The 14,823-nt window shown below is 67.9% G+C and carries 16 protein-coding genes; 8 read left to right on the forward strand and 8 right to left on the reverse strand.

Features of this window, described 5'->3' with window-relative positions:
* Positions 1-20 precede the first annotated feature (20 nt).
* The 5 genes from LGY53_RS11640 to LGY53_RS11660 all read right to left on the reverse strand — a co-directional run bounded on the left by LGY53_RS11640 (position 21) and on the right by LGY53_RS11660 (position 5,315).
* Positions 21-419 carry a GNAT family N-acetyltransferase gene (locus LGY53_RS11640; protein WP_225726666.1) on the reverse strand — a complete coding sequence of 133 codons (399 nt, stop codon included), beginning with the start codon at positions 417-419 and terminating at the stop codon, positions 21-23.
* A 385-nt stretch (positions 420-804) separates the two neighbouring features.
* Complete coding sequence (locus LGY53_RS11645; RefSeq protein ID WP_167476263.1) at positions 805-1,773, reverse strand: sigma-70 family RNA polymerase sigma factor; 969 nt, start codon at positions 1,771-1,773, stop codon at positions 805-807.
* 194 nt (positions 1,774-1,967) lie between these two features.
* Entirely contained in the window at positions 1,968-3,476 is a 1,509-nt protein-coding gene (locus tag LGY53_RS11650) for a methyltransferase (RefSeq protein WP_225726667.1), read from the reverse strand.
* 94 nt (positions 3,477-3,570) lie between these two features.
* Positions 3,571-4,572, reverse strand: coding sequence for a GlxA family transcriptional regulator (locus tag LGY53_RS11655; protein WP_225726668.1), 1,002 nt, complete (start codon positions 4,570-4,572; stop codon positions 3,571-3,573).
* Positions 4,572-5,315, reverse strand: coding sequence for a VOC family protein (locus LGY53_RS11660; RefSeq protein ID WP_225726669.1), 744 nt, complete (start codon positions 5,313-5,315; stop codon positions 4,572-4,574). The genes LGY53_RS11655 and LGY53_RS11660 overlap by 1 nt, the downstream gene beginning before the upstream one ends.
* Before the next feature lie 175 nt (positions 5,316-5,490).
* On the opposite strand from LGY53_RS11660, the gene LGY53_RS11665 reads away from it, so the two are divergent.
* Complete coding sequence (locus tag LGY53_RS11665) at positions 5,491-6,735, forward strand: MFS transporter (RefSeq protein WP_225726670.1); 1,245 nt, start codon at positions 5,491-5,493, stop codon at positions 6,733-6,735.
* A 209-nt stretch (positions 6,736-6,944) separates the two neighbouring features.
* On the opposite strand, the gene LGY53_RS11670 is transcribed toward LGY53_RS11665, so the two are convergent.
* Positions 6,945-7,295, reverse strand: a complete 351-nt coding sequence (locus LGY53_RS11670) for a DUF3099 domain-containing protein (RefSeq protein ID WP_225726790.1) — start codon at positions 7,293-7,295, stop codon at positions 6,945-6,947.
* 148 nt (positions 7,296-7,443) lie between these two features.
* Between LGY53_RS11670 and LGY53_RS11675 the strand changes: the two genes are divergently transcribed.
* On the forward strand, positions 7,444-7,680 hold the full coding sequence (locus LGY53_RS11675; protein WP_225726671.1) for a DUF3039 domain-containing protein: 237 nt from the start codon (positions 7,444-7,446) through the stop codon (positions 7,678-7,680).
* A 94-nt stretch (positions 7,681-7,774) separates the two neighbouring features.
* Here LGY53_RS11675 and LGY53_RS11680 read toward each other — a convergent pair whose 3' ends face one another.
* Positions 7,775-8,965: a YihY/virulence factor BrkB family protein gene (locus LGY53_RS11680; protein ID WP_225726672.1), complete on the reverse strand. Its 1,191-nt coding sequence runs from the start codon at positions 8,963-8,965 to the stop codon at positions 7,775-7,777.
* A gap of 167 nt (positions 8,966-9,132) precedes the next feature.
* On the opposite strand from LGY53_RS11680, the gene LGY53_RS11685 reads away from it, so the two are divergent.
* A complete protein-coding gene (locus LGY53_RS11685; RefSeq protein ID WP_225726673.1) occupies positions 9,133-10,905 on the forward strand; it encodes a DEAD/DEAH box helicase in 1,773 nt (590 codons plus the stop codon).
* Here the strand turns inward: LGY53_RS11685 and LGY53_RS11690 are convergent.
* Entirely contained in the window at positions 10,871-11,497 is a 627-nt protein-coding gene (locus tag LGY53_RS11690; protein WP_225726674.1) for a TetR/AcrR family transcriptional regulator, read from the reverse strand. The genes LGY53_RS11685 and LGY53_RS11690 overlap by 35 nt on opposite strands.
* Before the next feature lie 108 nt (positions 11,498-11,605).
* Between LGY53_RS11690 and LGY53_RS11695 the strand changes: the two genes are divergently transcribed.
* The 5 genes from LGY53_RS11695 (at position 11,606) to LGY53_RS11715 (ending at position 14,766) form a co-directional block, all read left to right on the forward strand.
* Entirely contained in the window at positions 11,606-12,346 is a 741-nt protein-coding gene (locus LGY53_RS11695) for an SDR family NAD(P)-dependent oxidoreductase (RefSeq protein WP_225726675.1), read from the forward strand.
* A gap of 164 nt (positions 12,347-12,510) precedes the next feature.
* The gene (locus tag LGY53_RS11700) at positions 12,511-12,981 is read left to right on the forward strand and encodes a GNAT family N-acetyltransferase (protein ID WP_225726676.1); all 471 of its coding nucleotides are present in this window, start codon (positions 12,511-12,513) and stop codon (positions 12,979-12,981) included.
* A 257-nt stretch (positions 12,982-13,238) separates the two neighbouring features.
* Positions 13,239-13,673, forward strand: a complete 435-nt coding sequence (locus tag LGY53_RS11705; protein WP_225726677.1) for an SRPBCC domain-containing protein — start codon at positions 13,239-13,241, stop codon at positions 13,671-13,673.
* 5 nt (positions 13,674-13,678) lie between these two features.
* Entirely contained in the window at positions 13,679-14,032 is a 354-nt protein-coding gene (locus LGY53_RS11710; RefSeq protein WP_225726678.1) for a helix-turn-helix transcriptional regulator, read from the forward strand.
* 56 nt (positions 14,033-14,088) lie between these two features.
* Positions 14,089-14,766 carry a DUF899 family protein gene (locus LGY53_RS11715; protein WP_225726679.1) on the forward strand — a complete coding sequence of 226 codons (678 nt, stop codon included), beginning with the start codon at positions 14,089-14,091 and terminating at the stop codon, positions 14,764-14,766.
* Positions 14,767-14,823: the final 57 nt, after the last annotated feature.

Below are 14,823 nucleotides of genomic sequence, written 5' to 3' on the forward strand. Positions count from 1 at the left end.
GTTTTGTTTCCCGGGCTGATTCAGTTCAGTCGTAGTAGGCCGGCGTCGGTGGCGTTGAAACCGCAGGCTTTTCGGTAGAAGTCGCTCAGGTGCGGTTCGTAATCGACGTGGAGCCAGTCGATTCCGAGTTCGCGAAGATCGTCCGTGAGGGCGGTGACGATCCTGGTTCCGACGCCTTGGTGTTGGTGGTCGGTGGCAATCATGGTGTCGAGGAGGAAGGCGTGGCCGCCGCCGTCCCAGACCGCGTGGACGAAGCCGATGAGCCGGTCGTCGGCGAATGCGCCGACCCAGGATCTGCTGTGCCGTTCCAACCTGGCTCGCCAGGGAATGAGCTCGTATCCGCCGCCGAAGGTTTCGGCATGCAGCCGTGAGAGCGCTTCGTCGTCGATGGCGCAGCGGGTGCGCAACGTGATGGTCATGCCCCCAATCGTGGAATATCGAGTGCAACGGTGCGTCGAAACCGGTTGACGCGCACCATGATGAGCGGGCGTGCGGCGACATTCGCGGTGGAGTTCCGGTGTGCGGATCGAGCCGAGAACGTCGCGGTCGATGACCGGCACGGTGCGCTGAGTCCCGATGACGAGCAATGCAATTGATCGCTCGCGCCGAAAACGGTTGGCAGCGGGCGGAATCAGGGATAGCACCGCCGACCGGTTCGCGCGAAACCCGGAGGGGGCGGGTACGCGCGGACACCGGTCGGCGTTGGGGAGGTGACCGTGAACGGTCACCGAGCTCGACGCCGGGCCTGCCTCGGATCGGCCCGGCGTCGTCGCACGTGCCGGGGTGACCGGCACGAGTCGGAAATCAGCTGGCGTATGCGCGCAGCCGGTCGGCCCGCTCGCCCTTGCGCAGCTTGGACATGACCTCGCGCTCGATCTGCCGGACCCGCTCGCGCGAGAGCCCGAACAGCTTGCCGATCTGGTCGAGGGTGCGCGGCTGACCGTCGTCGAGGCCGAAGCGCAGCCGGATGACCTGTTGTTCCCGCTCGTCGAGGGTGGCGAGCACGGAACGCACGTCGTGGTGCAGCAGTCCGGCGATGACGGCGGATTCGGCCGAGGTGGCCTCGGAATCCTCGATGAAATCGCCGAGCGGAGCCTCTTCGTCGTTGCCGACCGGCATATCCAGGCTTACCGGGTCGCGGCTGTGGTCGAGCAGATCGGAGATCTTGTCGACCGGGATGCCGGACTCGTTGGCCAGTTCCTCATCGGTGGCCTCGCGGCCGAGCTGCTGATGCAGTTCACGCTTGATCCGCGCCAGCTTGTTCACCTGTTCCACCAGGTGGACGGGCAGACGGATGGTGCGGCTCTGGTCGGCCATACCGCGGGTGATGGCCTGACGGATCCACCAGGTGGCATACGTGGAGAACTTGAAACCCTTGGTGTAGTCGAACTTCTCCATGGCCCGGATGAGGCCGAGGTTGCCTTCCTGGATCAGGTCCAGCAGCGGCATGCCGCGGCCGGTGTAGCGCTTGGCGAGCGAGACCACGAGGCGGAGGTTGGCTTCCAGCAGGTGCGATCGCGCGGCCTGGCCCTCGCGGACCAGCAGCGCCAGATCCCGTTTGCGGGTCGCCGACAGCCGTTTGCCGGTTTCCAGCAGGTACTGGGCGTAGAGACCCGCCTCGATGCGCTTGGCCAGCTCGACCTCGTCGGCGGCCGTGAGCAGTGCGGTGCGGCCGATCCCGTTCAGGTACACCCGTACCAGGTCGGCGGCAGGGCTCTGGGCGTCGAGGTCCGATTCGCTGGTGCGCACACGAGTGGTGGCGGGGCTTGTCATGACTTGCCTCCTGTCGGTGGTGTCTCACTCCGAACAACGGACCCGACACGGAGAAAGTTCCCGTTGGCAGCTTCGGTAAACCGCTCTGAACTGCGGTTTTCGTCACTACCGTCTGAGAAGTTCCTGAGAAGTAAGGCATGCCGGAACACCGGACCGCCAATGCGTTCGCCGAATGGCGTTTTGTTGCCGAGCCGTTACGCGGGATGGATCAAACCGTGTCGTACCAGCCCCGTGACGACGCCGAGCGCATCGGTCGCGAATTCGGCCGTCACCTCGTCGGATCCGCTTGCCAGGGCCAGCAATTCGATCAGTTCGTATAACGGCAGTCCGTCCGGCCGCATTCCCGCCAGCAGCGAGATGGTCGATTTGTCCACCTCGTGCTGCCAGCGCGGGCCGTCGCCGCGGTGCAGGCGGGCCACCTCCTGCGCCCAACCCTGCTCGCCCGGCAGGAAGATCCGCTCCAGCGCCGTTGCCCGGTCGACGACGAAACGCGAACGCCACGCCAGGGTCTCGTCACCGGCGACGGCACGCAGCCACGCGGAGCGCTCGAAATACTTGGTCGCCTCAGCGCCCAGCGGGTCGTCGAATCCGTGGGTCAGATCCTCGGCGAGCAGTTCGGTGGGGCCGTCGATGGCGCGCAAATAGACGAAGCCGAAACCGATTCCCTCGACATCGGCGGCGGTGAAGGCGTCCAGCCACTGTTCGGCACGGGCCTGTGCGGCGGGGTCGCGCGGATCGAGGCCCGCGTCGCGCAGCCAGGTTCCGACGTACAGCGCCGGGTCCGCGACGTCGCGCTGCACCACCCAGGCGTCGACGCCGTACGCGGGCAGCCATGACGAGACCCGGTGCCGCCAGTCCGCGCCGTCCACATGCACCCAGGCCGCCAGCATGGCGGCGGTGCCGCCCGGCGCGAGCAGGTCCGGCGCGGTGGAGATGACCAGTTCGCTCGCGCCGTCCAGGGCCAGACCGGAATCGCGATAGGTGTGTTCGACGCGGGCCGGGCCGACCACGAACGGGGGATTGGCCACCACCTGATCGAAGCGCCGGCCCGCGACCGGTTCGAACCAGGAGCCCGCGAGCAGTTCCAGATCGATCTCGTTGAGTGCCGCGGTCGCCTCCGCCAGCCACAGCGCGCGCCGGTTCACATCGGTCCCGGTGACGGATGTCGCGTAGGAGGCCGCATGCACCGCCTGCACCCCGCACCCGGTGCCGAGATCGAGAACGGAACCCACCGGTTCGGTCGGGGTGGCGCGCAGCAGCGACAGCGAGGCGTGGCCGACGCCGAGCACATGGTCCTCGGTGAGGGTGCGCCTGCGCATCGAATCGTCCAGATCCGACAGGATCCACCGGGTGCCCGCGCCGACGTCCAGCGGCCGCAGATCCAGCGCCGCACGCAGTTCGGCGCCGGATCGGTCCAGCAGTCCGGCCGCGACCGCGCGATCGATATCGACGGGCGCGAGCGCGGCCGCCACCTCCCGCTCCGGCAGCGCGTCGCCCAACAGCAGCAGCCGGATCAGCGTGCCGAGTTCACCGGCCCGCGCGGCCGCGCGCCGCACCGGTACCGGTTCCGAACGGCCAAGTGCCGCATGCACATCCGCGCCGAGCGCGGTGAGCAGCGTATCCGCGTCGTAGCCGGTGCGGAGCAATGCCGCCCGCAGATCGGGACACAGCGTGGTGAGCAGGGTCGTTCGGTCGGTATGCACCCGACAACTCTGCCACCGCTACCATTCAGCATCCGCCCCGCCCCGCCGTCACATGTCGAACGGCAGCAACTGAAATGCCGGACCGTGGCCACAATCAGCCGGCGCGGTTGAGTTGGGGCATTCGGTCCGGGGCGCGGAAAGTCTTGCGGTAGGCCAGTGGGGCGATGCCGAGGTCGGCGCGCATGTGGTGGCGCAGGGAGGCGGCGGTGCCGATGCCCGCGGATTGCGCGACGGCCTCGACCGGGAGGTCGGTGGTCTCCAGCAGGTGGCGGGCGTGGCGCAGGCGCTGCTGTAGCAGCCAGGTGCCGGGGGCGAGGCCGGTCTCGGCCTTGAAGCGGCGGGTGAAGGTGCGCACGCTCATCCGGGCATGGGCGGCAAGGGTATTCAGGTCGAGTTCGCGTTCCAGGTGATGCAGGGCCCACGCGCGGGTCGGCGCGGTGCCGTCCGAACCCGGTTCCGGCACTTGACGTTCGATGAATTGCGACTGGCCGCCCTCGCGCCACGGCGGTACGACGCAGTAGCGCGCCGCGCGATTGGCCACCTCGCTGCCGTGCTCGGCCCGCACGAGGTGCAGGCAGATATCGATACCGGCCGCCAAACCCGCTGAGGTGCAGATATTTCCGTCCTCGACGAAGAGCAGATTCTCGTCCAGCCGCACCCGCGGATACAGCGCGCGGAAGCGGTCGGCGTATTTCCAGTGCGTCGTCGCGCGGCGGCCGTCGAGCAGTCCGGCGGCCGCGAGGGCGAACGCGCCGGTGCAGATCGAGATGATCCTGGCATCGGACCGGATGAGCGCGAGCGCCGCGGTGAGCTCCGGCGGGATGGTGCCTTGATGGAACGGGCCGGGCAGATTGTTGCCCGCGACGATCACGGTATCGGCGAGGGCGAGCAGTTCCGGACCGCATTCGGGTATGACGGTGAAGCCCTGGGTCGTCGGCACCGGGTCGGAGTTCATACCGCAGACGCGCACGTCGTAGAGCGATTCGCCCTCGGCGTCGACCGCGGCGCCGAACACGGTCGGCGGGATCGCCATATCGAAGCCGACCACCGACGGCAGCGCGAGCACGGCGACCAGATGCTTGCCGGTGCCCGCCATCAGTCGGCACCGCCGTGGATGACGTGCGGGTCGCGGCCGGTCAGGCAGTACGGCGCGCCCGTCGGATCGGCCATCACCATCCAGTGGGCGCCCTGCCGAATACGTTGTGCGCCAAGGCTTTCGTGCCAGGCTGCCAGTGCCGCGACATCCGTGCACGCGATGTCGATATGGGCGCTGGACCGCCGGTCCTCACCTATGCGCTGCAACAGGATTCGCAGCGGCTGCGGGCTGCGCGGGGTGAGGCGCAGGAATTCGGGCTCGGTCGCGGGTTCGAGCCGCCAGCCGGTCAGGTCCGCCCAGAACCGCGCCTCGTCGTCGAAGCCGGTGGGGCCGATATCGATACAGACCTGATCGAGTTTGCTGCGGGTGCCGTCCGGCGCGGCGACCGGCGCCGCGATCTCGTGCCCGTCGCCGCCACCGTGCATACAGAACGCCAGACCCTGTGGCGAAGTCAGCACTACCAGATCGGGTTCCTCGGCAACGACTTTCGCGCCGAGCCGCTCGGCGTGGTCGGCCGCGGCCCTGGCATCGGCGACGCCGAAATCCAGGTGTACCCCGCCGCGATCGCCGACGGCCTGCGCCTTGACATAGGCGTCGCCGGATTCCGGTAGCAGCGTGACGAATTGGTCGTGCGCACCGCGCCGGGGCGAGAGCCGGGTCCGGGTGACGGCGGTCCAGAAGTCGAGCGCCGCGTCGAACCGATCGGCGGGGCGATCGAGAAATGCCCAGACCCACCGAATCATGCTGCCCTCCCGAAGTTCGTATATGGCTAGATCTTTACGCATTGTGGCATTCAGGCCACTCGATCGGAAGATCCTTTTCCTGCACGCTGCTGTGGTGACTGAATTGCAGAGCCCGGGCGCGTCGGTGCGGAATGCCGTTGAACCACCAATAAGCCCACCCCGCAACAGTTTTCGCATGCCACATCCGGCGTGGACGGTGGCGGCGGTCGGCTTCGTCGCACTGCTCGGCGCGGCGGGCTTCCGCTCGGTGCCCAGCGTGCTCATGGACCCGCTGCATGAGGAATTCGGCTGGTCGCACGGCACCATCGGCAGTGCCGTCTCGCTGAATCTCGTGCTGTACGGCCTTATTTCGCCGTTCGCGGCGGCGCTGATGGACCGGTTCGGCATTCGCAGAGTGGTGGCGGGCGCGCTGGTGCTCGTCGCGGCGGGCAGCGGGCTGACGGTATTCATGACCCAGCCGTGGCATCTGGTGCTGACCTGGGGCCTGCTGGTGGGGGTCGGCGTCGGCTCGATGTCGATGCCGTTCGTGGCCACCATCACCGGGCGCTGGTTCGTCCGGCATCGCGGGCTCGTCACCGGGCTGCTCACGGCCGCGGGGACCACCGGGCAGCTGATCTTCCTGCCGCTGGTCTCGTCGGTGGCGCACGACCACGGTTGGCGGTTGCCATCGCTCATCGTGGCGGGTATCGCACTGGCCGTCGTGCCGCTCGTACTGCTGTTCATCCGCGACTTCCCCAGTGACGCAGGCGTTTGCGCGTACGGGGCGGAGCCGGGTAGTACGGTCGGCGTGCGCGTCGCCGCCGCGGGCGGCGCGGCGCGGGCGATCACCGTACTGGCCACCGTGGCGCGTAAACCCGGATTCTGGTTGCTGGCAGGTGGTTTCGCGATCTGCGGCGCCTCGACCAACGGTCTGGTCGGCACCCATTTCGTCAGCGCCGCACACGATCACGGCATGCCGACGACCACCGCCGCCGGACTGCTCGCGACCGTCGGCATCTTCGATATCGCGGGCACCGTATTCTCCGGTTGGCTCACCGATCGCGTCGACCCACGCTATCTACTGGTCGGCTATTACACGCTGCGCGGGCTTTCGCTGCTGATCCTGCCTTCGCTGCTGGCGCCGCACACCGAGCCGAGCATGTGGGTCTTCATCATCTTCTACGGTCTGGACTGGATCGCCACCGTGCCGCCGACGGTGATGCTGTGCCGCGAACTGTTCGGCGACGACGGTCCCGTCGCCTTCGGCTGGGTCTTCGCCTCCCACCAGGTCGGTGCGGCGATCGCCGCGACCGGCGCCGGTGTCATCCGCGATATGCAGGGCAGTTACGACCTGGCCTGGTATCTCGCCGGTGCGCTGTGCGGCACGGCGGCGGTGATGTCGATCGTCATCCGGCGCTTGCCGCGCGCTGTCACCGCCTGATCGCGGCTGAACCCATCCGATCGTGCTCGCTCCGCGGGTTCGGGGACGACCCGCGGCTCGGCACGGAATCGCCTGTGGAGGGGATGGGCCGATTCCGCTGTGGCGGAACGAATTCCGCCTCAGGATGCCGCACTCCGATCCCGGATTCGCGATCTGCCCGCAGGTCACGACCCGCGGAACGGGGTGCGGCCCGGTCTATTTCGGGCGAACTAGCCGTCGATCGCGTTGTGCGGGCGGGATTCCAGCGCGGGGCGCGGCCGGTCCCAGCGCGACGGTTCGTCCTTGCGGCGGGGCGGGCGGTCGTTGGCGATCAGCACCGCGATCCACGGCAGCGGGATGGAGACGCCGATGATCAGCAGCGAGATCAGCGCGCTGCCCCACACGCTGTACGCGACCGCCGCCAACAGCAGGCACGGGATCCGGAACGCCATGATGATGGTGTAGCGGCGCACCCGCGAGCGGTGCTGGTCCTCCAATGACGACTGCGCGTCGGTGATCAGGACCGGACGGTCGTCGTCGCTGCCCGGAAAGTAACCCTTGGAACTGGGCCGCTCGGGCATCGTGACGTCCGGGCGGTCGCCCGCACCGAGATCGTCGGCGCCGGAGGACTCGCCGTGCTGCTGCATATCCCTGAGTCTTCCACTCCCGGCCGATCAGCGCACATACCGTGGTCAGCCCGCCGCGGGGGTGATGGGGCATCATGGATCCGTGAGCACAGACACTCTCGTTCGTCCTGATACGACCACCGACGAGTCGACCGGTGACGACACCCCGAAGTTCTTCCATTACGTCAAGAAGGACAAGATCGCCGAAAGTGCCGTGATGGGCACCATGGTGGTCGCCCTCTGCGGCGAGGTGTTCCCGGTGACACGGTCCCCGAAGCCCGGCTCCCCGGTCTGCCCGGAGTGCAAGAAGGTCTACGAAGGGCTGCGCAAGGGCGACTGACCCGGCCCCGCCGGTGATCGTTTCCATATGAGGCGGGCGCTGCCTCGTCGGCGCCCGGCATGTCATGCTGCGCCGAGTCGTCGGCGCGCGGGATTCACTTGCGCAGGCGATGGCCTTCGCTGCCGACCTTTGCCGCCGCGGCGATGTTCGTCGGTTCGATGCGGTTCGTGTCGTTTCGGTCCGCGTCACCCGCCGCGGTTGTATCCGCCGCATCCTTTTCCGGCGAATCCGGTTCCGCCTCATCGGGTTCCGGGTCCTCGCCGAGCACCTGCCCGACGATCCAGTCGCGTACCTGCGTAATCCGGGTGGTGCGGGCGGGCCACAGCTCCTGCACGGCGGCATTGAATTCGGCGCCGAGGATGATGGCGAAGCCGAGGAAGAACGTGAACAGCAGGAAGGCGATGGGCGCCGCCAGTGCCCCGTAGCTGACGCCGGTCGCGGTGACCCAGGTCAGATATCGGCGCAGTCCGTCGCTGGCCGCCATGAAGAACACACCGGCCACCAGCGCGCCGAGAAACAGCCGGTGCCATGGCAGCGAGGTGTGCAGCGCCAGTTTGTACAGGGTGGCGAGCGCGACGATGAGCAGCAGCCCGACGCCGGGATAGTAGAACGCGTCGAGCAGCGCCAAACCTGTTGCGCGCCAAGGTGCGGGCAGTATCCGCCCGATCAGCTGCGGACCCAGCGCGACCAGCGGCAGGATGAATACCGCCGCCACCAGGAAACCGAGGTACAGCAGCAGCGCGAAGATCCGCTGCCACACCGGATGCCGGGCGTCCTGCTGATCGTGTGCCTCGACGATCGAATCGACGAAGGTGGCCATCGCCGAGGATCCGGCCCACAGCGACAGCACGAAGCCCACCGAGACCACCGCGCCCCGCCCGCGACCGAGCACATCGTGCACGGTCGGTTCGATCAGGTCGGTGACCACTTGCTGACTGGACAGTTCCCGGCCGAAGTTGACGATCTTGGATTGCACGATATCGACGGTGTCCGGACCGAACCAGCCGCCGACGTAGCCGAGGCTGCCGAGCAGGCCGAGCAGCAGCGGCGCCAGCGAGAGCGTCTGCCAGAAGGCCGCGGCCGCCGACTTCGCGAAAATCGAATCGTCCCAAGCCTTTTTGGCGACCAGCACGATCAGGGTGCGCAGTTGGCGTCCGGTGCGCAGCACCCATGCCCTGATGCGGGGGTACGCGCCTCGGCCCGGTGCGTCGTCCGGGCGGCGTGCGGGATCCGCGCCATCCGATGGCGGCGGGTCGGCGCCCGGGGGCGGAGGTTCGGCGTTCATGGTGCCTACAGCATTGCGCACCTGGGTGTTCGATACCGCGCCGACCGGGAATCGTGTCGGCGAATACGGGGTGTCGTGCGATGGACGACGGCACAACTGTGTGACGAGTGTCGCGTGCACCGCGTCGGTTTGGCGACACGCCGGTCCCGGCGGCTAGGGTCTTCTGCGTGACTGGGTCGGGTGGCGCCGCTGCGGCGGGAGAGGCAACGCCGGGCGGCACCGGGTCAACCGGGGGCGGCGCGGCGACCGGCGGGTCGCTACGCGCCTGGCAGCGCCGGGCACTCACCAAATATCTCGCGACCAAGCCCCGCGATTTCCTCGCGGTGGCCACCCCGGGCGCCGGTAAAACGACGTTCGCGCTGCGGGTGGCGGCCGAACTGCTCGCCGACCGCACGGTGGACCAGATCACCGTCGTCGCGCCCACCGAACACCTGAAGCACCAGTGGGCGGAGTCCGCGGCCCGCTCCGGTATCCAACTGGACTCCAAATTCTCCAACGCCACCGGCGGCACCTCCGGCGATTATCACGGCGTCGTCGTCACCTACGCGCAGGTCGCCTCGCATCCGGCGCGGCACCGGGTCCGCACCGAAAGACGCAGGACCCTGGTCATACTCGACGAGATCCACCACGCGGGCGATGCGAAGAGCTGGGGTGAGGCCACCGCCGACGCGTTCGGTGACGCGACCCGCCGCCTGGCGCTGACCGGAACCCCGTTCCGCTCCGACGACAGCCAGATCCCGTTCGTCACCTACGAACCCGGCGAACACGGTCTGCCGCAATCGAAGGCAGACCACACCTACGGATATGCCGAGGCGCTGGCCGACGGCGTCGTGCGGCCCGTGGTCTTCCTCGCGTATTCCGGTGAGGCGCACTGGCGCGACAGCGCGGGCGAGGAGTACTCGGCCCGCCTGGGCGAGCCGCTGAACGCCGAACAGACCGCACGCGCCTGGCGCACCGCGCTCGACCCGGCGGGCGACTGGATCTCCGCGGTGCTGCGGGCCGCCGATATCCGGCTGCGCCAGAAGCGCGCCTCCGGCATGCCCGACGCGGGCGGCCTGGTGATCGCGACCGACCAGGACCGCGCCCGCGACTACGCCGAACTGCTGGAACATATTTCGGGTGAGCGTCCGGCCCTGGTGCTCTCCGACGATCCGGCGTCCTCGGAGCGGATCGCCGAATTCAGCAAGAACACCCAGCCGTGGATGGTGGCGGTGCGCATGGTGTCCGAAGGCGTCGACGTGCCGCGTCTCGCGGTCGGCGTCTACGCGACGAGCGCGTCGACCCCCCTGTACTTCGCCCAGGCGATCGGGCGTTTCGTGCGTGCCCGCAAACCCGGTGAGACGGCGAGCGTCTTCCTACCGTCGGTGCCCGTGCTGCTGGATCTGGCCGCGCAGCTGGAAGTGCAGCGCGACCACATCATCGGCAAGCCGCACCGCGAGAAGAACGAGCTCGACGACGAACTCCTCATCGATGCGAACAAGCAGAAGGACGAGCCGGGCGAGGAGGAGCGATCCTTCGTCGCGCTGGCCGCCGACGCCGAACTGGATCAGGTGATCTACGAGGGATCGTCCTTCGGCACCGCGACTTTCGCGGGCAGCGACGAGGAGGCCGACTACCTCGGCATCCCCGGCTTGCTCGACGCCGATCAGATGCGGCAGCTGCTGCGTGACCGGCAGGCGCGCCAGGTCGCCGAGCGCGGCGAGCCGAAATCCGAGGCGTCGCCGCAGGTGGCCACGGCCGCCGAACGGGTGGCCACCGCCGACCGGCTCGGTGAGCTACGCCGCGAATTGAACAGCCTGGTCGCCATGCATCATCACCGCACCGGTAAGCCGCACGGTGTCATCCATGGCGAGCTGCGGCGCGAATGTGGCGGTCCGCCAACGGCATTGGCCACCGCCGATCAGCTCACCGAGCGGATCGCGGCGCTGCGTCGCAAGTAGGTTCCGGCCAGGCGAGCATGGCCTGATCGATGGACCGGTTGAGCTCTTCGGCGCTCGCCCCGTCGCGGGCCTGGATCGAAAGTCCGTACAGCACAGTGGTGTAGAAGACGGCCAGGGCCGCGGTGTCGGTGCCCGCGCGCAGATCGCCTTCCGCCACACCGTGGTCAAGGCGCTCACGCACGCTTTCGGTTGTCGCCCTGCGTTTTTCGGCGAGGAAATCGCGAATGTTCGTATTGCGGGTGGTGTATGTGGAACCCGCCAGCACGACCATGCAGCCGCGCGGCGTATCCGGCTGGGTGTACGCGGCGGCGTTGTCGCGCAGCATGGCCTCGATGGCGGCGCGGGCGGTGGGTTCCTCGCGTAGCGCGCGCTCGGTATAACTGCCCCCGGTGCGCCGGTAGAGCTCGATCGCCTCCTTGAACAGCGCCTCCTTACAGCCGAATGCCGCGTACAGGCTGGGGGAGTTGATGCCCATCGCCCCGGTGAGGTCGCTCATCGACGCACCTTCGTAGCCGTGCTCCCAGAACACCTCCATCGCGCGGCGCAGTGCGTCGTCGCGATCGAAGGCCCTCGGGCGTCCGCGTTCGGCCATGGTCGGCTCCATTTCTGTGTCGATCGTTAAATATACCTCTTGACGCCACGGCCCGATCTGCGCTTAGGTATTTATGTACTGATCGACACAAAAATAGAGGAGTGCACGATGACGGATCTGACCGGTAAAGCGGCGCTGGTGACCGGCGGCAGCCGGGGGATCGGGGCGGCCATCGCCCGCCGGCTGGCGGCGGCGGGCGCCGATGTGGCGATCACCTATCAGCACGCCGCCGAACAGGCGAAATCCGTTGCCGCCGAGGTGGAATCGCTCGGACGGCGGGCCGTCGCGCTGCAAGCCGACAGCGCCGACGCCGCGGCCGTCAAGCAGGCCGTCGACGCCGCCGCGGCGGCATTCGGCAGGCTCGACGTGCTGGTCAACAACGCGGGCATCTGGACGGCCAAACCGTTCGAGGAGTTCACCGTCGCCGAGGTCGACAATGCGCTCGCCATCCACGCCAAGGCCGCATTCGTCGGTGCGCAGGCCGCCGTCGCGCATATGACCGACGGCGGCCGGATCATCAGCATCGGCACCAACCTGTCCGAGCGCGCGGCCTTCGGCGGACTCGCGCTCTACAACCTCAGCAAATCCGCGCTCAACGGATTCACCAAAGCCCTTGCCCGCGAACTGGGTCCGCGTCAGATCACGGTGAACCTGGTGCAGCCCGGCTCGACCGACACCGATATGAACCCGGCCGACGGCGCACACGCCGCGCACCAGGTCGGCCTCACCGCCCTCGGCCGCTTCGGCTCCGTCGACGACATCGCCGCCACCGTCACCTTCCTCGCCGGCCCGACCGGCCGCAGCATCACCGGCGCCACCATCACCGTCGACAGCGGCACCAACGCCTGACGTCGCGCCGCCCGGTGGTCGTGGTCTGCGGTCGATTCCGGCATTGGACAGCCGCAACGAGCGCCGCCGAATTCCGGTCCTGGTCCAGTCTCCGGACGCGTCTGCGAGGTTGCGGTCATGGGTAGGCGCAGTGCTGCGGTTGCCGCACATGATGGGATCCAGGGATGAACGAGATCACCTTTCGGCCCGCGACGATCGATGACATCCCTGCGGTGGTGGCCATGCTCGCGGACGACACACTGGGCAGCGCGCGCGAATCTCCGGACGACCTGCGCCCGTATCGATCCGCTTTCGCCGAAATCGACGGGGATCCGCGGCAGGAATTGCTGGTCGCCGAATACCGCGGTGCCGTGGTGGGAACGGCGCAGCTGAGTTATCTGCCCGGGCTGGCTCGCAAGGGCGCGGTGCGGGCGCAGATCGAAGCCGTGCGGGTGGATCGGTCGGTACGTGGTATCGGTCTGGGATCGCGGTTGATCGAGGAGTGTGTGTCGCGGGCCCGCGAGCGTGGTTGCGCTCTGGTGCAACTCACCTCCGACGCCAGTCGGACAGATGCGCATCGCTTCTACGGCAAACTCGGATTCCAGGCCAGCCATGTGGGTTTCAAACTGACGCTGGCCGACGGCTCGCGCCACTGAGCCCGCAGGTAGCGGCGGACGTTCGCCGGGTCGGTTCGGCCGATCGCGGATCAAGGTCGTTCGAGTGGCATTCTCGCGTCCTGGAAGGCCCTGTCGCCCAACCACTTCGGATCGGCTGACCACCGCGGCTGCGCGGAGACGCCGCAGCGCATCTCGCTGACCGCCACGGCGGCCGGTTAAGTGCAACCGTGGGGTTGCGCAGCGGCAATGCATGTGCAACTCTGGGGTTGCACAGCAGGTCGAGTGGAGGAGCACATATGATCAGCGATCGTATCGAGCGCGAAATCGTCATCGCGGCAGCGCCGGAACGGGTTTGGTCGCTGGTCGCCGAGCCGGGATTCTGGGCGACCGACGATGAGAGCATTCGCGGAACCACCGTCGTGGAAGGCGAATCCCTCGTCGTCCGGCATTCGGAACACGGTGAGTTCCCGATGCGGGTGGAGAAGGTCGATCCGCCCCACTACCTGGCGTACCGATGGGTGAGCGCATTCCCGGGAGAGGAACTGCGCGAGGAGAATTCCACCCTGGTCGAGTTCACCCTGACGCCCGAGGGCACCGACACCCGGCTTCGCGTGGTGGAGAGCGGGTTCGCGACTCTGCCGACCTCCGACGCGAACCGCCGCAACGTGATCACCGACCACACCGGCGGATGGGAGCAGTGCTTCGCGGCACTCGTCGCCCGCGCCGGGTGACCGACATGGTCGACCGACATCGCACCGTCGACGGAGCCGTCGACGGTGTCCTGACGGCACTGGCCGACCCGACTCGCCGTCAGCTGTTGGACCTGCTCGCCGCGCACGGCCGGGCCACCGCGACGATGCTTGCCGATGGACTCCCGATCACGCGGCAAGCGGTGGTGAAACATCTCAGTGTCCTCGATACGGCCGGCCTCGTCGACAGCGTCAAGGTCGGCCGTGAAGTCCGGTATTCGGTGCGCAGCGAGGCGCTGGACGCGACTGCCCGCTGGATGGCCGCGCTCGTCGCCGACTGGGATCGGCGCCTGGCCAAGATCAAGCGGGTGGCGGAGGCTGCCGAACGAGGTTCGGAGTAGCCGAATCTCTTGTGATGGCTACTCGGACAAGAGGATTCACAACCGAAGGAATGGCAATGAACGATTCCACAGCCGCGCTGCCTCCTGTTGTCGACCGGGGTCGCTTCCAGACCCTGCTCGACGAACTGCGTGCGCGGGAGAAAGCGCATACCCGGGAAGGTGATGCGATCGCCGCGGCTCGGCGGCGCCTGCCCATGGTCGAGGTGGACGCCGGCCTCACGCTGATCGGGCCGCAGGGGCCGCGGACTCTGCTCGACGCGTTCGAGGGGCGGCGGCAACTGGTCGCCTACTACTTCATGTGGCATCCCGGGCGGCCTGCGTCGGAACAGTGCGAGGGGTGCACGTTCTACACCAGTCAGGTGACCGAGCTGTCGTACCTGCATTCCCGGGATATCACCTATGCAATCTTCTGCCAGGGGCGCAATGTCGCCTACGGCGGTGCGGACCCTGCGGTGTCCTACCAGGAGAGCCTTCGTTACCGCGACTTCATGGGTTGGCAGATGCCCTGGTACTCGGCACAACCGTCGCTGGAATCGCTCCTGACCGGCCGCGAACTCGGTTTGTTCCATCTGGTGTGCTACCTGCGCGATGGCGATCGCGTCTTCGAGACGTATTGGACGACCGGGCGGGGCGTGCAGACGATGGACTACAGCTACGCGCTGATGGATCTCACCGTGTACGGACGCCAGGAGCAATGGGAGGACTCGCCTTCGGGCTGGCCACAAGATTGCTAGAACGTCCGGACCGGCGGCGGCGCGCCGGAATGGCCACCGGTGGCCCACTGGCCGGGC

The sequence above is a fragment of the Nocardia sp. JCM 34519.1 genome (assembly GCF_020361265.1).
Taxonomy (GTDB): domain Bacteria; phylum Actinomycetota; class Actinomycetes; order Mycobacteriales; family Mycobacteriaceae; genus Nocardia; species Nocardia arthritidis_A.